The 20,431-nt window shown below is 63.3% G+C and carries 14 protein-coding genes and 1 pseudogene; 12 read left to right on the plus strand and 3 right to left on the minus strand.

Annotated elements, in window-relative coordinates:
* Positions 1 to 87: 87 nt before the first annotated feature.
* The 6 genes from KQH55_RS05275 to KQH55_RS05300 all read left to right on the plus strand — a co-directional run bounded on the left by KQH55_RS05275 (position 88) and on the right by KQH55_RS05300 (position 6,461).
* Entirely contained in the window at positions 88 to 1,314 is a 1,227-nt protein-coding gene (locus KQH55_RS05275) for a pyridoxal phosphate-dependent aminotransferase (RefSeq protein ID WP_170872383.1), read from the plus strand.
* A 53-nt stretch (positions 1,315 to 1,367) separates the two neighbouring features.
* On the plus strand, positions 1,368 to 2,699 hold the full coding sequence (locus KQH55_RS05280; RefSeq protein WP_235090331.1) for a homoserine dehydrogenase: 1,332 nt from the start codon (positions 1,368 to 1,370) through the stop codon (positions 2,697 to 2,699).
* Positions 2,700 to 2,751: 52 nt separating this feature from the next.
* Complete coding sequence (gene thrC, locus KQH55_RS05285; RefSeq protein ID WP_076794937.1) at positions 2,752 to 4,203, plus strand: threonine synthase; 1,452 nt, start codon at positions 2,752 to 2,754, stop codon at positions 4,201 to 4,203.
* Positions 4,204 to 4,356: 153 nt separating this feature from the next.
* Positions 4,357 to 5,607, plus strand: a complete 1,251-nt coding sequence (gene glp, locus KQH55_RS05290) for a gephyrin-like molybdotransferase Glp (RefSeq protein WP_235090384.1) — start codon at positions 4,357 to 4,359, stop codon at positions 5,605 to 5,607.
* A gap of 64 nt (positions 5,608 to 5,671) precedes the next feature.
* Positions 5,672 to 5,929 carry a molybdopterin converting factor subunit 1 gene (gene moaD, locus KQH55_RS05295; RefSeq protein ID WP_076794939.1) on the plus strand — a complete coding sequence of 86 codons (258 nt, stop codon included), beginning with the start codon at positions 5,672 to 5,674 and terminating at the stop codon, positions 5,927 to 5,929.
* A 37-nt stretch (positions 5,930 to 5,966) separates the two neighbouring features.
* Entirely contained in the window at positions 5,967 to 6,461 is a 495-nt protein-coding gene (locus KQH55_RS05300; RefSeq protein ID WP_076787172.1) for a molybdenum cofactor biosynthesis protein MoaE, read from the plus strand.
* Here the strand turns inward: KQH55_RS05300 and KQH55_RS05305 are convergent.
* Positions 6,455 to 6,928 (minus strand): group III truncated hemoglobin, encoded by a 474-nt coding sequence (locus KQH55_RS05305; RefSeq protein ID WP_076794941.1) that lies wholly within the window; start codon positions 6,926 to 6,928, stop codon positions 6,455 to 6,457. The two genes, KQH55_RS05300 and KQH55_RS05305, sit on opposite strands and share 7 nt — an antisense overlap.
* Before the next feature lie 209 nt (positions 6,929 to 7,137).
* On the opposite strand from KQH55_RS05305, the pseudogene KQH55_RS05310 reads away from it, so the two are divergent.
* The 5 genes and pseudogenes from KQH55_RS05310 to KQH55_RS05330 all read left to right on the plus strand — a co-directional run bounded on the left by KQH55_RS05310 (position 7,138) and on the right by KQH55_RS05330 (position 15,310).
* Positions 7,138 to 7,593: pseudogene (locus KQH55_RS05310) on the plus strand (Rrf2 family transcriptional regulator).
* A 52-nt stretch (positions 7,594 to 7,645) separates the two neighbouring features.
* Positions 7,646 to 10,240 carry an ATP-dependent chaperone ClpB gene (gene clpB / locus KQH55_RS05315; protein WP_235090332.1) on the plus strand — a complete coding sequence of 865 codons (2,595 nt, stop codon included), beginning with the start codon at positions 7,646 to 7,648 and terminating at the stop codon, positions 10,238 to 10,240.
* 217 nt (positions 10,241 to 10,457) lie between these two features.
* Positions 10,458 to 10,688: a hypothetical protein gene (locus KQH55_RS05320; protein ID WP_076794948.1), complete on the plus strand. Its 231-nt coding sequence runs from the start codon at positions 10,458 to 10,460 to the stop codon at positions 10,686 to 10,688.
* 369 nt (positions 10,689 to 11,057) lie between these two features.
* Entirely contained in the window at positions 11,058 to 12,926 is a 1,869-nt protein-coding gene (locus tag KQH55_RS05325) for a VRR-NUC domain-containing protein (protein ID WP_235090333.1), read from the plus strand.
* A complete protein-coding gene (locus KQH55_RS05330) occupies positions 12,926 to 15,310 on the plus strand; it encodes an ATP-dependent DNA helicase (protein WP_235090334.1) in 2,385 nt (794 codons plus the stop codon). The genes KQH55_RS05325 and KQH55_RS05330 overlap by 1 nt, the downstream gene beginning before the upstream one ends.
* Before the next feature lie 154 nt (positions 15,311 to 15,464).
* On the opposite strand, the gene zwf is transcribed toward KQH55_RS05330, so the two are convergent.
* The gene (zwf, locus tag KQH55_RS05335; protein ID WP_235090335.1) at positions 15,465 to 16,949 is read right to left on the minus strand and encodes a glucose-6-phosphate dehydrogenase; all 1,485 of its coding nucleotides are present in this window, start codon (positions 16,947 to 16,949) and stop codon (positions 15,465 to 15,467) included.
* 287 nt (positions 16,950 to 17,236) lie between these two features.
* Here zwf and pcaD point away from each other — a divergent pair, with 287 nt between their 5' ends.
* Positions 17,237 to 18,028, plus strand: coding sequence for a 3-oxoadipate enol-lactonase (pcaD, locus tag KQH55_RS05340; protein WP_076784981.1), 792 nt, complete (start codon positions 17,237 to 17,239; stop codon positions 18,026 to 18,028).
* A gap of 25 nt (positions 18,029 to 18,053) precedes the next feature.
* Here the strand turns inward: pcaD and KQH55_RS05345 are convergent, their stop codons facing one another.
* Positions 18,054 to 20,357 (minus strand): hybrid sensor histidine kinase/response regulator, encoded by a 2,304-nt coding sequence (locus KQH55_RS05345; RefSeq protein ID WP_235090336.1) that lies wholly within the window; start codon positions 20,355 to 20,357, stop codon positions 18,054 to 18,056.
* Positions 20,358 to 20,431: the final 74 nt, after the last annotated feature.

The following is a 20,431-nucleotide window of genomic DNA, read 5'->3' on the forward strand; positions in this document are numbered from 1 at the left end:
GATGTGCGGCCCGGCGCCCCGGCCGCCATCCGGCGATGGCCAAGTTCTAGCGTGAGCGCCGATTCCTCTCTTACCGAAGCGTTGGCCGTGAAGCCCATCCTGAAATCGAATAAGTTGTCAAACGTCTGTTACGACATACGCGGGCCCGTGCTCGACGAGGCCAAGCGCCTCGAGGAAGAGGGGCACCGGATCATTAAGCTGAACATCGGCAATCTTGCTGCGTTCGGCTTTGACGCGCCTGAGGAGATTATCACCGACATGATCCGCAACCTGCCGGAGTCGTCCGGCTATTCGGATTCGAAGGGTGTGTTCGCAGCGCGTAAATCCATCATGCACTACACGCAGCAAAAGGGCATCGCCGGCGTCAAGCTCGAAGACGTCTTCATTGGCAATGGCGCGTCCGAGTTGATCGTGATGGCGATGCAAGGCTTGCTCAATGATGGCGACGAGGTGCTGTTGCCAGCACCGGACTACCCGTTGTGGACCGCGGCGGTCAGTCTGTCGGGCGGCACGCCGGTTCACTACCGGTGCGACGAGTACAACGGCTGGCTGCCGGATCTGGACGATATGCGTGCGAAGATCTCGCCGAATACGCGCGCCCTGGTGATCATTAACCCGAACAATCCGACCGGCGCGCTGTACCCGGACGATCTCTTGCGGGCGATGCTCGAGCTTGCACGCCAGCACCAGCTGATCGTGTTCTCCGACGAGGTCTACGACAAGATCGTCTACGACGGCGGTGTGCACACGTCGGTCGGCGCGCTCTCGCAGGACGTGCTCACCGTCACGTTCAACAGCTTGTCCAAGAGCTACCGGTCTTGCGGCTACCGGGCCGGTTGGATGGTGGTGTCCGGCGACAAGCGGCATGCGAGCGACTATCTGGAAGGGCTTGGCATCCTCGCATCGATGCGGCTGTGCGCGAACGTGCCGGGCCAATATGCGATCCAGACCGCGCTGGGCGGCTACCAGAGCATCAACGAGCTGATCCAGCCGGGCGGGCGCCTGTATAAGCAGCGCGAGCTTGCCTACGATATGCTTAGCGCGATTCCAGGCGTGTCGGTCGTCAAGCCGAAGGCGGCCTTATACATGTTTCCCAGGCTGGATCCGGCTGTCTATCCGGTGCGCGACGACCAGCAACTGATTCTGGAACTGTTGCAGCAAGAGCGGGTGCTGCTGGTGCAGGGCACCGGATTCAACTGGCCCGCTCCTGACCATTTCCGGGTCGTATTCCTACCCAGCGTCGATGACCTGAGCGATTCGCTGAGTCGTGTCGCACGGTTTCTCGACGGCTACCGCAAGCGTACGGGCGCGTGAAGCGCGTCGCGCGCGTTGCACCCCCTTTTAATGACCATGACACACGCGGGATGATGGAACCGATCAAAGTAGGATTGTTGGGCTTTGGCACGGTCGGCAGCGGCACGTTCAACGTGTTGCGCCGCAACCAGGAAGAAATCAGCCGTCGGGCCGGCCGCGGAATCGAAATCACGCGCGTCGCGGTGCGCAATCCGGCCAAGGCGCAGCAGGTGCTGGGCGATGCGCTCGGCACGGTGGCGCTGACGTCGGACTTTGCCGCGGTGGTCGACGATCCGTCGCTGGACATCATTGCGGAAATGATTGGTGGCACTGACATCGCCCGCGAACTCGTGCTGCGTGCGATCCACAACGGCAAGCATGTGGTGACGGCCAACAAGGCGTTGCTCGCGGTGCATGGAACCGAAATCTTTGAGGCGGCGCGCGCCAAGGGCGTGATGGTCGCGTTCGAAGCGGCGGTAGCCGGCGGCATCCCGATCATCAAGGCGTTGCGCGAGGGTCTGACGGCGAACCGCATCCAGTATATCGCTGGCATCATCAACGGCACCACTAACTTCATCCTGTCTGAGATGCGCGAGCGCGGCCTGGATTTCACAACCGCGCTGGTTGACGCTCAGCGGCTCGGCTACGCGGAGGCCGACCCGACATTCGACATCGAGGGGATTGACGCCGCACACAAGGCCACGATCATGGCGGCGATCGCATTCGGCGTGCCGGTGCAGTTCGAGCGTGCCTATGTCGAGGGCATCACCCGGCTGGACGCGCTGGATATTCGCTACGCGGAGGAACTTGGCTACCGGATCAAGCTGCTCGGCATTGCGCGGCGCACCACGCAAGGCATCGAGTTGCGCGTGCATCCGACGCTGATTCCGGCCAAGCGGCTGATCGCGAACGTGCAGGGCGCGATGAACGCGGTCCTGGTCTACGGCGATGCGGTGGGCGCAACGCTGTACTATGGCAAGGGGGCGGGTGCCGAGCCGACGGCGTCGGCCGTGGTTGCTGACCTGGTCGACGTCACGCGGCTGCACACGGCGGATCCCAACAATCGCGTGCCGCATCTGGCATTCCAACCGGACCGGTTGGCGACCACGCCGATTTTGCCAATCGACGAGGTCACCAGCAGCTACTACTTGCGGCTGCGTGTCGCGGACCAGACCGGCGTGCTTGCTGACATCACGCGCATCCTCGCGGCCCTAGGCATCTCGATCGATGCGCTGCTGCAAAAGGAGTCGGAGGTCGTCGACGCAAACCGGGCGGGCGAGACCGATATCATCCTGATCACGCACGAGACGCGGGAGAAGAACATCAATACGGCGATTTCTCGTATCGAAGCGTTGTCCACGGTGCGCTCGGGCGTGACCCGGCTGCGCATGGAAGCGTTGAACTGACGCCGACGCTAATCGCTTCGGCCGGTAGCCGGAGCGCCAGGAGCCTTCCCGAATGAACTACATTTCCACACGCGGCGCCGGGCTCGGCGAGCGCCATTCGTTTTCCGACATCCTACTCGGCGGTCTTGCGAAGGATGGTGGCCTGTATTTGCCGGCGCATTATCCGCGTGTGTCCGACGCCGAGTTGTCCCGCTGGCGTACGCTGTCCTATGCGGACCTGGCATTTGAGGTCCTCGCGAAATTCTGCGATGACATGCCGGCTGACGACTTGCGGGCGCTGACGCGGCGCACCTATCGTGCCGACGTATACTCAAATGTGCGCGACGGCAGCGATGCGCAGCGCATCACGCCGCTTAAGACGCTGGGTATCGAGGGTGGCGCGCCGCTGGCGCTGCTCGAGCTGTCCAACGGCCCGACGCTCGCGTTCAAGGACATGGCGATGCAGTTGCTCGGCAACCTGTTCGAGCACGCGTTGGCGCGTCAGGGCCAGCAATTGAACATCCTTGGCGCGACGTCTGGCGACACCGGCAGCGCCGCCGAATACGCGATGCGCGGTAAGCAAGGCGTGCGCGTGTTTATGCTGTCGCCGCATCGCAAGATGAGCGCGTTCCAGACCGCGCAGATGTTCAGCTTGCAGGATCCGAATATTTTCAATATCGCGGTCGAAGGGGTGTTCGACGATTGCCAGGACATTGTCAAGGCCGTCTCAAACGACCACGCGTTTAAGGCCCGCTACCAAATCGGTACGGTCAACTCGATCAACTGGGCCCGGGTCGTCGCACAGGTTGTCTACTATTTTCGAGGCTATTTCGAGGCGACGCGCGGCAACGACCAGCGCGTGTCGTTTACAGTCCCGTCGGGCAATTTCGGTAATGTGTGCGCCGGCCACATTGCGCGGATGATGGGCTTGTCGATCGACAAGCTAGTGGTTGCCACCAACGAGAACGACGTGCTTGATGAGTTCTTCCGCACCGGTAATTATCGCGTGCGCGCCGCGGCTGAAACCCACCATACGACCAGTCCCAGCATGGACATCTCGAAGGCGTCGAACTTCGAGCGCTTCGTCTTTGACTTACTGGACTGCGATTCGGCGCGCGTGTTGCAGTTGTTCCGCGACGTCGAGGCCAAGGGCGGGTTCGACTTGGCTGCGTCGGGCGATTTTGCCCGCGTGCGCGAGTTCGGTTTCGTGTCCGGTCGCAGCACGCACGCGGACCGAATCGCGACGATCCGCGACGTCCACCGTCGCTACCAGGCGATAATCGACACGCATACGGCGGACGGCGTGAAGGTGGCGCGCGAATACCTGGAGCCGGGGGTGCCAATGATCGTGCTCGAGACCGCGCAACCGATCAAGTTCGGCGCTACGATCCGCGAGGCGCTGGATCGGGATCCTCCGCGTCCGTCGGCCTTTGACGGACTGGAGGCGTTGCCGCAGCGTTTCACCGTGTTGCCGGCCGACGCTGCGCGCGTGAAGGACTTCATTCGCGCGCAGATCGACGGCTAGGCGGCGTACCGGTGCGGCGCCGGGGCTACAATACGTTTTTATTCGTCAACATCCGGCCCGACTCCGATGTCGATCCCGAACGATACTGCGCCGGTGGTGGGCGCCAGTCAAACGGCCTGCGCTGTCACGGCTACGGGCGCTGCTCGCCCGCCACTGCTGGCCACGCAGGACGCACTTGCGCAACTGCTGGCCGCGGCATTTCCATTATGCGCGCAGCCCGACGCAATCGAGACCGTACCGACGCAGGACGCGCTGAACCGCGTGTTAGCCACTGACATTCACTCGGCGCTCGATGTGCCGCCGGCCGACATCAGCGCGATGGACGGCTACGCAGTGCGGGCCGGCGACGTCGTGGCTGGCCGGCCGATGCGCGTGTCGCAACGCGTGCCAGCCGGGTATGCGCCCGGTGGCGCGCTTGAGGCCGGCACCGCCGCGCGCGTTTTCACCGGAGCGCAACTACCCGCGGGCGCTGACACGGTCGTGATACAGGAGCAGGCACAGGCGCACGGCGAGACGGTCGTGTTCGATGCAGCGCCGCCAATGGGCGACTGGATCAACCGGCGTGGTTCGGATATCCGCAAGGATGCGGTGATTTTGCCTGCCGGCATGCGGTTAACGCCGCAGGCGTTGGGCCTGGCCGCGTCGGTCGGCTATGCGACGCTGCCGGTCGCGCGCCGGCCGAGGGTCGCGATAGCCTTCACCGGCGACGAGTTGACGATGCCTGGCGAGCCATTGCGTGAAGGCGCAATCTACAATTCGAGCCGGTTCACGCTCGGTGGGCTGCTGGCCGCACTCGGCTGCGACGTGACGGACCTGGGCATCGTGCCGGACCGGCTCGATGCGACGCGCGACGCGCTGCGCGAGGCGGCGCTCGCGCATGACCTGATCCTCACCTCCGGCGGCGTATCGGTGGGCGAAGAGGATCACGTGCGGGCCGCGGTTCAAGCTGAAGGTTCGCTGCACCTGTGGCAGATTGCGATGAAGCCGGGCAAGCCGTTTGCGTTCGGCACGGTGCACCGACCGGCGGCCGCGGGATCGCTGGGCGCCGATGCGCCGCACGACGCAGCGTTCTTTATTGGCTTGCCCGGCAATCCGGTGTCCAGCTTCGTGACATTCCTGTTGTTCGTGCGCCCGTTTATCCTATGCCTGGCCGGCACAGGATGCGTCGAGCCTCGTGTGCTGCATATGCGCGCCGATTTTACGCAAAAAAAGGCGGATCGCCGCAATGAATTCCTGCGCGCACGGATCAACGACGCTGGGGGACTCGACCTGTTCCCAAACCAGAGTTCGGCGGTGCTGACATCCACGGTGTGGGGGGACGGATTGATTGACAATCCGCCCGGGCACGCGATTCAGGCGGGCGAGATGGTGCGTTTCCTGCCCTTCTCGACGCTGCTGGCGTGACGGCGTGGCAGAGCGACGGTGAGGGGCCGCGCGGCGGAAACAGGATTTTCAACGGTCAATGGCAATGAAGATCGAACTGAGGTTTTTTGCAAGTGTGCGCGAGGCGGTCGGCACGGACGCGGAAACGGTTGACGTACCGGACAATATCAACACGGTCGGCGACGTGCGCGCGTGGCTATGCTCGCGCGGCGGCGCGTGGGCAAGCGCACTGGCGGGCACGCGCCCGTTGCGCATGGCGTGTGACCACGTCATGACCGATCCGTCGACGCGACTGACTGACGGCTGCGAGGTGGCATTTTTTCCACCTGTCACCGGCGGGTGACATGGCAGCGGCCGGACGGGGTAACGTGGAGGATGGGATGACAGTCAGCGTGCAAGCGCACGATTTCGACGTGACGACGGAACTCGCCCGGCTGCGTGCGCGCCACCCACGCATCGGCGCGGTGGTCAGCTTCGTGGGTACCGTGCGCGAGTTGAGCGACGGCGAGTCAATCAGCGCGTTGGAACTCGAGCACTATCCAGGCATGACCGAACGGGCGTTGGAGGCCATTGTTGCCGAAGCCGAGCGCCGCTGGGCGGGCATTGACGTGCGTGTGGTGCACCGGCACGGGCGGCTCGACGCGGGTGAGCAGATCGTGCTGGTCGCGGTCGCGGCTGCGCATCGCGGCGACGCGTTTGCCGCCTGCGAGTTCGTGATGGACTACTTAAAATCTAACGCACCTTTTTGGAAAAAGGAGTGCACTGGGCAAGGCGAGCGCTGGGTCGAGGCGCGCACCGACGACGACGCGGCGCTCGCGCGCTGGGGCATTGCGTCGCACAACGCGGCGAAGGGCCCACTTGCCGACGATCAGTGAACGGCGCCACGCTCGCCGCGGCGCGGCGCGATTCGCTCGAGCAGCGCCTTCTGCTCCGGCGGCACCTGATATTGCCAGCCGAAGCGGCCCAGCTGCAGGCTTTCCGCGATGCGCAGCGCCGGCTCCATCAGCTTGAGCGCCGCGGCGGGCTCGAACAGATGCTCGACCGTGTCCAGGAACAGGTACAGCCAGCGGTTGAAGTGCTCGGGCTCGATACCTTTCAGTGGCAGGTGGGCCAGTTGCACATTGCCCTTGTAGCGCTTGGCGCCCAGCGCGATGCTGGCCCAAAAGTCGCACATTTTTGCTAGGTGCGGGTCCCATGCGTCGCCGATCGCCTGCGCGAAGATCGGTCCCAGCATGTCGTCCGCCCGCACGCGTGCATAGAAGCGGTGGACTAGCGAATGGATGCCTGCTTCGTCCAAGATGGCAAGGTGGCTCGCTACGGCGTCGGATTCGGGATTGACCATGATGTCATGTTGTCAGCAGAGGGATCGCATTGTGGCAGCGTAGCGGATCAGCGGCGCAACGCGGCCGGCACGACGTGGCCCAGCACGGCATGGCATGGCGCGCAAACCCGTGCCTGTGGCAGTAAGATACCGGAGGCGGTCCCGGGGCGGCAGCATGTTGTTGCGCCAGCCCTTATTTTGCACCATGGAGCATAAGCCAGGATACTCGTTTGCGATTGACCGATTTCACCGACTATGCGTTTCGCGTGATCCTGTACCTGTCGGTGCACGACGACGGATTGTCCACGATTCAGCAGATATCCGATGCGTACCAGGTGTCGAAGAACCATTTAATGAAGGTCGTGCAATTGCTCGGCGAGCGAGGCTGGTTCGACATGGTGCGCGGGCGCAACGGTGGCTTGCGGCTGGCGCCCCATGCTCGGACGCTAACGGTCGGCACAGATTGTGCGCGCCACCGAGAATGATTTTGCGCTGGTTGCCTGTCGGGGGCCGGTGTCCGTCATGCATGCGCCATTGAGCCGCATTGTCAACTCAAGGTCGTGATGGTCGCAGCGCTTCAGGCGTTTCTAGCCGAGCTTGACAAGCACACGGAGGCTGAGTTGAGTCAGCCGAGTGCGCCACTCGCGCACGCGCTGGGCTTGATCACGCTCACCCCGGGCGCTTGAAAAGCCCCATCCGGACCTCAAGTTATGAGGCAACCAAGCATTGGAGGTCTTCATGAGGATCGACAAACTGACTACGAAGTTCCAGGAGGCGCTCGCGGACGCACAAAGCCTTGCTGTAGGACGCGACAACCAGTATATCGAGCCGCTGCACGTACTTGCGGCGCTGCTCGCGCAGCCCGATGGCGCGGCCCGCTCGCTGTTGTCGCGCGCCGGTGTGCATGTGCAGGCGCTGCAGGCCGCGCTTGGCGCGGCGTTGGAGCGGTTGCCGCAGGTGCATGGCACCGACGGCAATGTGCAAGTGAGCCGCGAGTTAAGCGGCTTGTTGAACCAGGCGGACAAGGAAGCGCAGAAGTACAGCGACGCGTATATTGCCAGCGAGATGTTTCTGCTCGCGCTCGCTGACGACAAGGGCGACGCTGGCCGGCTCGCGCGCGAGCATGGCCTGACCCGCAAGGCGCTGGAGGCTGCCGTCGCGGCGGTGCGCGGCAACGCGCAGGTCAACAGCCAGGATGCCGAGAGCCAGCGTGAGGCGCTAAAGAAATACACAGTGGACCTGACCGAGCGTGCGAGCGCCGGCAAGCTGGATCCGGTGATCGGCCGCGATGACGAGATCCGCCGCGCGATCCAGATTCTGCAGCGCCGCACGAAGAACAACCCGGTGTTGATCGGCGAGCCGGGGGTGGGCAAGACCGCGATCGTCGAAGGTCTCGCGCAGCGCATCGTCAATGGCGAGGTGCCCGAGACACTGAAAGACAAGCGGGTGCTGGCGTTGGACATGGCCGCGCTGTTGGCCGGCGCCAAGTATCGCGGCGAATTCGAGGAGCGGCTCAAGGCGGTGCTCAGCGACATTGCGAAGGATGAGGGGCGCACGATCGTGTTCATCGACGAGATTCACACGATGGTCGGCGCAGGCAAGGCGGAAGGTGCGATCGACGCGGGCAACATGCTTAAGCCGGCACTCGCGCGCGGCGAGTTGCATTGCATCGGTGCGACGACGCTGGATGAATACCGCCGATACATCGAAAAAGACGCGGCGCTTGAGCGGCGCTTTCAGAAGGTGCTGGTCGATGAGCCGTCGGTCGAGGCAACCATTGCGATCCTGCGAGGGTTACAGGAAAAGTACGAGCTGCATCACAAGGTCGAGATCACGGATCCGGCCATTGTCGCGGCCGCCGAGCTGTCGCACCGCTATATCACCGACCGTTTTCTGCCGGACAAGGCGATCGACTTAATCGACGAGGCGGCGTCCAAGATCAAGATGGAGATCGACTCGAAGCCCGAGGCGATGGACCGGCTCGACCGTCGGCTGATCCAGTTGAAGATTGAGCGTGAGGCGGTGAAGAAGGAAACGGACGAGGCATCGCAGAAGCGGCTCGGGTTGATCGAGGACGAGATCGCGCGGCTCGAGCGCGAATACGCAGATCTCGAGGAGATTTGGACGGCGGAGAAATCCGCCGTGCAGGGCGGCGCGCACCTGAAGGAAGAGATCGACAAGACCCGCGCAGAAATCGTGCGGCTGCAGCGCGAGGGTAAGCTGGATAAGGTCGCCGAGTTGCAATACGGCACGTTGCCGCAGTTGGAGGCGCAACTGAAGGCCGTTACCCAGGCCGAGGCCGGTACGTCCAAGAGCGACAAGCCGCGGTTGCTGCGCACGCAAGTGGGCGCCGAGGAGATTGCCGAGGTCGTATCGCGCGCCACCGGTATCCCGGTCGCGCGGATGATGCAGGGCGAGCGCGAGAAGCTGCTGCAGATCGAGGTGAAGCTGCATGAACGCGTGGTCGGCCAGGACGAGGCGATCAGTGCGGTGGCCGACGCGATCCGCCGTTCGCGGGCAGGCTTGGCCGACCCGAACCGACCGTATGGTTCGTTCCTGTTCCTTGGCCCGACGGGGGTTGGCAAGACCGAGCTGTGCAAGGCGTTGGCGGCGTTCCTGTTCGATGCCGAGGACCACTTGATCCGCATCGACATGAGCGAGTTCATGGAAAAGCACAGCGTCGCGCGGCTGATCGGCGCGCCGCCCGGTTATGTTGGCTATGAGGAAGGCGGCTACTTGACCGAGGCTGTGCGGCGCAAGCCGTACAGTGTGATCTTGCTCGATGAAATCGAGAAGGCGCATCCGGACGTGTTTAACGTGCTGCTGCAAGTGCTCGACGACGGCCGCATGACCGATGGCCAGGGCCGTACGGTGGATTTTAAGAACACCGTGATTGTGATGACGTCGAATCTCGGCTCGCAGCAGATTCAGTCGCTGGTCGGCGAGCCTCATGCGGCGGTGCGCGATGCGGTCTGGGAAGAAGTCAAGCAACATTTCCGGCCCGAGTTCCTGAATCGGATCGACGAAGTCGTCGTTTTCCACGGCCTGGATCGCAGCCATATTCGCTCGATCGCGAAGATCCAGTTGCAACGGCTCACCGAACGACTGGCGAAGATGGACATGCAACTGGACGTGTCGGATGCGGCACTCGAGCACATCGGCAAGGTCGGCTACGATCCGTTGTTCGGTGCGCGGCCGCTCAAGCGCGCGATCCAGCAGGAGATTGAGAACCCGATTGCCAAGCTGATCCTCGGTGGCCGGTTCGGTCCGAAGGACCTGATCCCGGTCGACTTCGAGGATGGCAAGTTCGTGTTCGAACGGGTCGTGCACTGATGGGGCGCTGATGCGGGGGCGCTGGCGCTGTTGCTCAGCGCCAGCGCCCAGACCAGACCAGACCAGACCAGACCAGACCAGACCAGACCAGACCAGACCAGACCAGACCAGACCAGACCAGACCAGACCAGACCAGACTAGGCAAGGCAAGGCAAGGCAAGGTTTTCAGGCCGGCCGGCTTGAGTCCGTGTTGCGATTGTGTGGCTCGGGTAGCTACGTGAAGCGCTATGCGCTGGAAAATGGCGCTCACCGGCTGATATGGCCGACGCAGACGATGGCCGAATGCACGACTGCGGCCGATGTTGATACTCAGGGCCAGTTCATCGCCGTGCAGCAGAGGCTGCAGAACAGCGAGTTTTACCAGGAGCAGCAGCCCGATGAATGGACAAAGCAGCGCGTGCTGGTCTATTTCGGCAAACCTGCGGAAGACCGCGTACTTGTCCGTTGATGAAGTGAGAGGTTTGGTGCTACTGATACCTGGAAGATGGGTAGGGTACTCACTGTTCCATTTGGTTTTGATGACGACGGCGCGCTGCGCAGCATGCAGAAAAGCCCTGATCCGCCGCACGAGCAGAACGGCGACAACCGCCCATTCTGAGCGGCCATCCGCGCACCGTACGTTAGTCCTCCGTTGCCGGACCAGGCGTAATGACGCGGTACTGCCGCTGTGCCACTGTGCGGGCTGTTCGATTTAACCCCACGTTACCACACCACATTCGCCAGCTTCCTTAAATTGGTCGCATCAAGGGGACGCGGGTGACTCAACGCAGCCGATGCTGGTATCATCTCGTACTGTATATCTATACAGGATTAGACGATGGACGCGATTCTCGCCGGCGGCGTGGACCCGTTCTACTATGTCGCAAACTTTCGCCGCGCTATCGCATGGTTGAGCGATCGATGCGATGACCTGCTTGACGGGCAAGAACGGGCCTTCATCGACGCGTTCGAGTCGTTGCCCCAAGCGTCGCGCGCGCTGCTGGTCCGGATGTTGATGCGCAAAGGACCATTGTTTCGCACGGACAAGCTGCGGTATGCCGAGATCGGTGAGCCACTTGCCGCATGCGAGCCATTGATTACGCGAGGCTGGGTCGAACTCGATCCGCCGATGTCAATCGACGAACTGTTCACTGTGGCGACCAAAGCCCAGCTCGAGCGCCGCTTCGTGGCGGCAAAGGCGGCGCGCGGCACGAAGGCGGCGTTGCTTGACGCGCTGCGCGCTGCGTATCCCGGTGTACAGCATGCGTATTCGGTCTGGTGCCCGGACGAGCCAGCAAAGGTCGTCCACTTCCTGCTGGGACCCCTGTGTGATCGCCTTCGATTGATGTTTTTTGGGAATCTATGGCAGGACTGGTCGGAGTTCGTGCTAGCCGATCTGGGTGTCTTCCGCTACGAAGCCGTGCGCTTGGATGGATCGTCTCGCGCATTCCAACAGCGCGAAGATGTCGATGCCTATTTCTCGTTGCATGCTTGTCGCCAGGCGCTGAACGCGGCCCCCGATGACGCGACGTTGGACACATTGCTGGCGCAGGCGCGCGCATGTCCGACTGGTAATCTTTGGCTCGACATGCGTCGCGCCAAAGTGTTGTTTCGGATCGGCCAGCACTGCGAACGGCGGCGCGATTGGCCACGCGCGCTGCATGCGTACGAGGCGAGTACATATCCGGATGCCCGCTATCGGCGAGTGCGTGTGCTCGAGACACTCGGTCGCCGCGATGACGCATTGGCGCTTGCTGCGCAAGTCGTACGGACGCCGGTCAGCGAGGGCGAGGCACAGCGCGCCGCGCGTACCCTTGCGCGGCTACAGCGCGTGCCGCGTGCCGCACGGCAGCAGTCACCTTTGACGGTGCAATCGGCATGTGGCGAACGGCTATCCGGCCGGAACCGCACACCTTCATCGCAATCTGATTTATCGGCATCGGCATCGGCATCGGCATCGGCATCGGCATCGGCATCGGCATCGGCATCGGCAATGCCGATCTCGCGCAGCGACTGGCTCTTGCCCATGCCCACCGCACCGATGCGGGTCGAGCACGTATTGCGCGCTCATCTGCATCGTCCGGAGGCGCCGGTATTTTATGTCGAAAACGCATTAATCAACACTTTGTTTGGCCTGTTGTGCTGGCAGGTGATATTCGCGCCGATACCCGGCGCGTTCTTTCATCCGTTTCAGCGCGGGCCAGCGGACCTGGACACGCCGATGTTCGTCGCGCGTCGTCAGGCGCTGTTCGATGCCTGCCTGCAACAACTCGACGATGGTCGCTATCGACGCACGATCGAGGATAATTTTGCCGCGAAGGCTGGGATTCAGTCGCCGTTCGTGGCTTGGGGCGTGCTCGATCCTGCGTTGTTGACGCTCGCGCTGGACTGCATGCCGGCCGCCCACCTGAAGCTGTGGTTCGAGCGGTTGCTGCGGGACATCTCGCGAAACCGCTCCGGATTGCCGGATCTGATCCAATTCGTGCCGGCCGTGCGTTCGTATGAATTGATCGAGGTGAAAGGGCCCGGTGACCGGTTGCAGGACAACCAGGTGCGCTGGCTAGCTTACGCACACGAAAAAGGGCTGCCGGTCAGCGTTGCGCACGTGCGATGGCTTGCCGGTGGGGGCAGCAGGCCGGCGCCGCCCGCCGCTGTCAACCATGCGATCCCGGACAGCGTCAGCGCGCCGGCGCAATGGACGGTGTGATGCGCTATGTGATTGCCGTGCGCGCATTGTGCGAGTTCACGGCGAAGCAAGGCGACTTGGATCTGCGGTTCACGCCGTCTCCCAGCGCCGAGGAGGGCAGGATCGGCCATCGCGTCGTTGCAAGCCGCCGCCACGCGGACTACCAAACAGAAATCAGCGTCACGGGCGAGTTTCAAGAACTGACGGTGCGCGGTCGCGCGGACGGCTACGATCCGCAACGGGGTCGGCTCGAGGAGATCAAGACGTACCGCGGCGAATTGGACACGATGCCAGACAATCACCGCGCGCTGCATTGGGCGCAGTTGCGGGTGTACGGCTGGCTGTTCTGTCAGCAGGCGCAAGTGCCGTCGATCGAACTCGGGCTCGTGTACTATGACATCGCGACTGGGCACGAAACCGTGCTGACCGAGACGGCGAGTGCCGCTGAGTTGAAAGCGGCGTTCGAACAGCAATGTGCGCGCTTTATCGAGTGGGCGGTGCAGGAACGGGCGCACCGCGCCGCGCGCGATGCGATGCTGCACGGTCTGCAGTTGCCCTTTCCAGCGTTCCGTGTTGGCCAGCGCGAGCTTGCTGAGGCAGTCTATCGCGCGGCGCGCGGCGCCCGTGTGTTGCTCGCGCAAGCACCAACAGGCATCGGCAAGACGCTCGGGACGCTGTTCCCGTTGCTCAAGGCCTGTCCGCGTGCCTCGATCGACAAAGTGTTTTTTTTGAGCGCGAAGAGTCCTGGACGGCAACTGGCATTGGATTCGCTGCAGTCCTTGATGCGTGGTGCAGCGGGCTCGCCACGATCAACAGGATCAGCAGCAGAATCCACGCGGGCCGGATCCGGGATGGTCGGGCGCACAGGCATCGACATGCGCGTGCCGGGGTCTCCCCCCGCGCTGCCGCTGCGCGTGGTTGAACTGGTCGCGCGCGACAAGGCGTGTGAGTATCCGGGTAATGCGTGCACCGGGCAAGCATGCACGCTCGCGCAAGGTTTCTATGATCGGTTGCCGGCTGCACGCGAGGCGGCGTTGGCAAAGTACTGGCTTGATCGTGGCGCGCTGCGCGAGGTGGGCTTGACTCATCGCGTGTGTCCATACTACCTGGGCCAGGAATTGGTGCGCTGGGCTGATGTGATCGTCGGCGACTACAACTACTATTTCGACACCGGTGCCCCCTTGTTTGCGTTGACCGTGCAAAACCAGTGGCGGGTCGCCGTACTGGTGGACGAGGCGCACAATCTGCCCGAACGGGCGCGGGCAATGTACTCTGCCACGCTCGAGCAGGAAGAACTGGCGCAGCTGACTCGTGGCGCGCGCGGCATGCTGGGCACCGCACTGCGTCGCTTGCAGCGGTGCTGGAATACGCTGAATCGCGCGCAGGCCGAACCGTACCGCGCTTTTGACGTGCTACCCGATGCATGGCTATGCGCGCTGCAGCGCACCGTTGGTGCGATCGGCGAGCATCTGGCCGAGCCGCAACTGGTGCCGAACGTGCGCCTGGAGCGCTTCTATCTCGATGCAATTCACTTCTTGCGCATCGCCGAGCGTTTCGACGAGCATTGGATGTTCGATGTCACACTGACCACGCTGGAGGGGTCCACGGCGCGCGCCACGTCACGCTCGACGTTGTGCATCCGCAATGTCGTGCCGGCGGCGGCATTGCGCGCGCGCGTGGTGGCCGCTCATTCGATGACGCTTTTTTCCGCGACACTGTGGCCCGCGCGCTTCTACCGCGACGTGCTCGGACTACCGGACAGTACCGTTAATGTCGACGTCGACAGTCCGTTCAGCAAGGAACAACTCGCCGTGTACGCGACGTCGTCGATCTCGACCCGCTATCGTGACCGCCAGGCGTCGCTTGGTGCACTGGTTGAGCGGATTGCCTCGCAGTATGCGGCGCTGCCTGGCAACTATCTGTGCTTCTTCAGTAGCTTTGAATACCTAGAACAGGCGGCAGCGCTGTTCAGCGCTACGCATCCATTGATTCCGGTGTGGCGGCAAGCCAGAGCGATGGACGAGCCGGCACAGCGCGCCTTCATTGCCCGCTTCGAGCCGCACGGCCGCGGTATCGGATTCGCTGTGCTCGGCGGTGCATTTGCCGAGGGTATTGATCTGCCCGGCACGCGGCTGGTCGGCACGTTTATCGCCACACTCGGAATGCCGCAGATCAATGCGGTGAACGAACAGTTGCGCGAGCGGATGCAGCGGCTGTTCAGTGCCGGATTCGACTATACGTACTTGTTCCCGGGGGTGCAGAAAGTGGTGCAGGCCGCAGGCCGCGTGATCCGTAGCGAGACGGATCGGGGTGTCGTGCACTTACTGGATGACCGCTTTATGCGACGCGACGTGCGCGCGTTGCTGCCACGCTGGTGGAAGGTCGAGCCGGAGAGCCGCCGCTAGGCAGCGGCCCGACTACCAGCCGGGCAGCGGGGCGACCCCTCGCGGCGCAGCGGGTCAACTACCGGCGGGGCAACGGGTCAACGTACCGGCCAGGCACCAGTCCAACCACCCGTCCGGAATACCGGTCCGAAACACCCGGCTGCCGCCCGCTGCGTCATATTTCTTCGGCCCACGACATATTTTCGTGTGCCATCAGCGCGGACGAAGCGGTGGGCCCGTAGGTGCCGGCCGTGTAGGTGCGGGGGCGCTCATCTAGTTCGCGCCAGCCTGCCAGGATCGGCTCGACCCAGGCCCAAGCGGCTTCCAATTCATCGCGGCGCATGAAATGGGTCAGGCGTCCCCGGATCACGTCGATCAACAGCCGCTCGTAGGCTTCGGCGCGGCGCCCCGTGAACGCCTGCTGTAAGTCCAGGTTCAAATTGACGGGCAGCATGTGCATGCCGCTGCCCGGCTCCTTCGCAAGCATTTGCAACTGGATCGATTCCTCCGGCTGTAGTTGAATGACCAGCCGGTTACCGTAGTTGCGCGGTCCACTCGGGATGATTGAGAAAGGCAAGTCGGCGAAATCGATGACGATCTCGGAGCGCCGCTTTGGCATCCGCTTGCCGGTGCGCAGGAAGAACGGTACGTTGGCCCAGCGCCAGTTGTTGATGTGCGCACGCAGCGCGACGAACGTCTCCGTGCGGCTGCCTGGCGGCACGTTATCTTCCTCGAGATAGCCCTTGACTGGCTCCCCGCCGATCGCGCCCGCGGTGTACTGGCCGCGCACCGTGTCACGGGCGATGTCCGAGACCGTCATCGGACGCAACGAGCGCAGCACCTTAAGCTTTTCGTCCCGTATCGCGTCAGGATCGAGCGACACAGGCGGTTCCATCGCCACGATGCACAGCAATTGCAGCAGGTGGTTCTGCACCATGTCGCGTAGCGCGCCCGTTTGGTCATAGAAACCGGCCCGGCTGCCGACTCCCACGGTCTCGGCGACTGTGATTTGCACGTTCTTGATGTACGGTGCTTGCCACAACGGACCGAAAATCGCGTTGCCAAAGCGCAGCACCATCAGGTTCTGCACGGTTTCCTTGCCCAGATAATGGTCGATTCGGTAAATCTGCGATTCGGCAAAGTACTGGCCGACCGACGCGTTAATCGCACGTGCCGACGCGAGGTCGTGTCCCAGCGGTTTTTCGAGCACGACGCGCGATTGTTCGTTGACCAGCCCGCACGCGGCGAGGTTGTCGCAGATCGTCGTGAATAGCTCGGGTGATGTGGCTAAGTAAAACACGCGTTGCGCTTCGGGCCGGGACGCCGCGACGAGGTTGGCGTAGTCGGGTGACGAGCCAACATCGATCCGCACGTAGTCGAACAATGCTAGAAAACGATCCCACGCCTGTTTGTCCAGCGCACTGCTGTCGACGAACGGCCGCGAGTGCTCGTCGATGAACGCGAGGTACTGGTCGCGCGAGAAGTCCTTGCGGCCGATCGCGATGATCCGCGTGTCGGCCGGCAGGTTGCCGTGCAGATGCGCCATGTACAGCGCCGGGAGCAACTTGCGGGCCGACAGGTCGCCGCCGCCGCCGAAGATGATCATGTCCAGTGCGCAGGCGGATGCGGCAAAGGCTGCGGAAGAAGCCGTGGTCGTCATGATGCGTGCGTGTCGCGGGCCGGTTGAGTAACCCGTATGGTGCATGGTTATACGGATTTTTGCACGCTCCCGCGCATTGCGCGCTTAACGTCGCCGCGCAATCAACTCGCAGACGCGTTGTGCCGCGTCGAGCAGTGGTGCAAGCCACGATTGGATCATTCTGCGTTCTGGTGACACTAACCGGCTTACTTGCGCTCGAGCGCGTGTGAAGTGGGCGTGCTTCAATGTGCCGTAGCGGTCGTGTAGCCCGCCCGCGCATTATCTGAACGACTGACGAGGGATCCATCATGCCATTTGCGTCGATCGACGGAATTCACCTGCATTACCGTATTGACGGTGCCGAGCATACCGATGCACCGTGGGTCGTGCTGTCCCATTCGCTGGGCACGCGGCTCGCGATGTGGGATGCCCAAGTCGTGGCCCTGAGCGCGCATTTTCGCGTGTTGCGTTACGATACACGCGGACACGGGCAGTCGGATACGCCACCGGGGCCTTATACAATCGGACGGCTGGCCGATGACGTGGTCGCGTTGCTTGACACGTTGGGCATCGAGCGTGCGCACTTTTGCGGTTTGTCGATGGGTGGGCAGACTGGCATTGCGCTCGGCGCTTGCCATGGCGATCGGCTGATCCGGCTGGTGTTGTCGAACACGGCATTCAAGATCGGCTCGCCGCAGGTATGGAACTCGCGCATCGCGAAAGCGCGCGGCGAAGGCATGGCCGGCTTGGCTGACGCGATCATTGAGCGCTGGTTGACGCCGGGATTCCGCGAGCGGCAAGCCGCACAGGCTGAGCTGTTGCGGGCGCAATTGGTGGCCACCGACCCCGATGGGTATGCCGCAAACTGCGAGGCGGTGCGCGATGCCCACTTGCGCGACGCACTGGGCCGCATTACTGTGCCGACGTTGGTCATCGCCGGCACGCACGACGTTGTGACGAGCCCGGAGCAGGGCCGGGCGATGGCCGCAGCGATCCAGGGGGCGCAGTATCTCGAACTCGACGCATCGCATATCTCGAACATCGAACAGCGCGACGCGTACAACCGCGAGTTGGTGGCATTCCTGCGGAGCGCCGCATAATAGGGGCTGCTGGCATAAGCCATCGTCATGCCGCGTGAGGAAGCGCGGAGCGCAGCACGTCAAAATTGACCGGCTTGGGTAGCACCAGCAGGCCTTCACGTTGCGCCAGACTCAACTTGTCGGTGTGCCCGGTGATCAGGATGACGGGCAAACTGGGGTCCGCGTCGCGCAGCGCGATGGCCAGGTCGATGCCGTTCATCGGGCCGGGCATGGTCACATCACTAATTACCGCATCGTATCGCGCGTGCCGACGGTAGAGCTGCAGGGCTGAATGGGCATCCGGTGCGGTGGTGACTCGATGACCGTCCAGGTTCAGCACCGCCGCCGTTGCTTCGGCGACCTCGTTATCGTCCTCTACCAGCAGGAGTTCAAGCCCAGTCATGCCGGTCAAGGCGTGGCGCGCGCGCGCCGCGCGGCTCGGCCGGCCGTCGGGTACCACGTTGGCGTCCGACGGCACCGTGGCGGGCGATTGCCGCGACAATGGTTCACCGGGCGCCGGTGCGGGAATCTCGCCGTCAGACGCCAATGGACGCGGGACAGCCCCGTCGCGTTCGGCAGCGTGCGGCCCGGCGTGGGTGGGTGCCTGGGCTTCGGCGGCGGCCGCCGGCAGGAACAAGGCGACCGTCGTGCCCACGCCAGGATGGCTAATGATTTGCGCATCGCCGCCGGCCTGCTGGCAAAAGCCGTAGACCTGCGGCAGTCCAAGCCCGGTGCCTTTGCCAAGTTCCTTGGTCGTGAAGAATGGCTCGAACGCGCGCGCCGCCACGTCGGCGCTCATCCCGCAGCCATTGTCGCTGACCGCAATACGCACCCGATCCGGTTCGGCTATTGACGCTGCGCCGGCGTGCTCGTGCGTCGCCTGGTGGTTGTTGGCCGAAATGGCGATTCGGCCGCCGGCCGGTAGCGCGTCGCGCGCGTTGGCCACCAGGTTGATTAGTGCAAGCTGCAGGTCAGTGGGGTCCGCCAGTACGGGCCATACGCTGTCGGGCACCGCGATGCGCACGTCGCACTGCGGGCCGGCGCATGCCTCGATCAACCCCTTCCACTCGGCCAAACGGCTGCGCAGGTCGATCCGTTCGGCCCGCGTAGGCTGCTTGCGCGAGACGCTGAGCAAACGACGGGTCAGGGCTTCGCCAGTGTGCACGGCCCGTTCAATGGCCCGCCACTGCTTTGCCATGTTGCCCTCACCCATCTTCAGGCGGATCAGCCGCGCATTCGCGGACAGCACCATCAGCAGGTTGTTGAAGTCGTGCGCGACGCTGCCGGTCAGCCGGCCCAGCGATTCCATTTTCAGTGCGTGCCGATAGTCTTCCTCAGCCGCACGCCGCAGCGAAGCCTCCGCCTGCCATTGGCGCCATGCTTTTTCCTCGCTATCAAGGCGGCGCAGTGCGATGAACGCCACCAAAAACAACGCGATGCTGGGCACGACTGAAAAGCCGGTGACGATTACGGTGCGAGCGAGCCAACGCGAGAACACCTGGTCCAGCCGTAAATAGTCGGTGACGTAGACGTCGCGCGAGCCCACGCGCCGGTAGCCGATGATCGCTTGCGTATCGGCCAGGTGGACCCGCTCGGTGCCGCCCAGTTGCGCGGCTAGCACGCCGCGCGGCACCGGCGGCTCGATGTCGCCGGGCGCCGGCGCCGGATAGCGGGCGAGCAACGTGCCATCATTGCGCATCAGCGCGAGCTGGCCGATGTGGCTGCCGGTCACGAGCTCACGATAAAAGTCTTCGAAGTACGATGCGCGGATCGACAGGGCGACGACACCGGCAAATGAGCCATCGCTGAGATGGCGCGGCGTGATGACATCAAAGATGCGGTCACGGTGTCCCCGTAAAGGGATCGCCTCGGTCACGTAGTCGCCTTGGTTCCACCGGGCGGCGTTGCGGAATGCATCGGTCTGCGCAAGACTGCGCGGCACGCCCAGATAGGGATCGTTGGTGACCACGAGCCGGCCGCTTGCATCGTACACGCTGACCGCGGCCAAGTGATCAAAAGGTGCGGCAATTGAGCGCAGCTTGGTGGTCATTGCGTAATCACCCAACGCACCGCCATGGGATTCGGCTTCATAGATTGCCTGCAGGACCCTGTCCCGGATCACTTCATTGAGCTCGAACACCTTCAGCGCTTGCTCTTCGGTGATCCGGGACGAACGTGTGGCAAATCCACTGGCGTCATCCAGCGCCTTGTGCCAACTCGTTATGCCGTAGTACAGCAGGAACCCCGCCGGTAGTACGACGGTGGCGATCAGCAGCACGACCAATGCGCGGCGCAACGTGACGAAGTCGCGCACCGGCGCGTTGGGCTCGGCATGTCCGGATAGCGGCAAGGGCCAGTCCGCCCCGACGGTTGCACGATTGTCGGCGGTTGCTGGTTCGCTCGGCCCTGCAGGTCTTTTCGCAG

Origin of the sequence: Mycetohabitans sp. B3 (assembly GCF_021498065.1) — a bacterium.
GTDB lineage: Bacteria > Pseudomonadota > Gammaproteobacteria > Burkholderiales > Burkholderiaceae > Mycetohabitans.

What these genes read in the sequence shown, in the direction of transcription:
- zwf (WP_235090335.1), bottom strand. Translation starts at nt 16,949, where the DNA reads ATGACGACCACGGCTTCTTCCGCAGCCTTTGCCGCATCCGCCTGCGCA.
- KQH55_RS05305 (WP_076794941.1), bottom strand. Translation starts at nt 6,928, where the DNA reads ATGGTCAATCCCGAATCCGACGCCGTAGCGAGCCACCTTGCCATCTTG.
- thrC (WP_076794937.1), top strand. Translation starts at nt 2,752, where the DNA reads ATGAACTACATTTCCACACGCGGCGCCGGGCTCGGCGAGCGCCATTCG.
- KQH55_RS05300 (WP_076787172.1), top strand. Translation starts at nt 5,967, where the DNA reads ATGACAGTCAGCGTGCAAGCGCACGATTTCGACGTGACGACGGAACTC.
- KQH55_RS05325 (WP_235090333.1), top strand. Translation starts at nt 11,058, where the DNA reads ATGGACGCGATTCTCGCCGGCGGCGTGGACCCGTTCTACTATGTCGCA.
- KQH55_RS05330 (WP_235090334.1), top strand. Translation starts at nt 12,926, where the DNA reads ATGCGCTATGTGATTGCCGTGCGCGCATTGTGCGAGTTCACGGCGAAG.
- moaD (WP_076794939.1), top strand. Translation starts at nt 5,672, where the DNA reads ATGAAGATCGAACTGAGGTTTTTTGCAAGTGTGCGCGAGGCGGTCGGC.
- clpB (WP_235090332.1), top strand. Translation starts at nt 7,646, where the DNA reads ATGAGGATCGACAAACTGACTACGAAGTTCCAGGAGGCGCTCGCGGAC.
- KQH55_RS05280 (WP_235090331.1), top strand. Translation starts at nt 1,368, where the DNA reads ATGGAACCGATCAAAGTAGGATTGTTGGGCTTTGGCACGGTCGGCAGC.
- pcaD (WP_076784981.1), top strand. Translation starts at nt 17,237, where the DNA reads ATGCCATTTGCGTCGATCGACGGAATTCACCTGCATTACCGTATTGAC.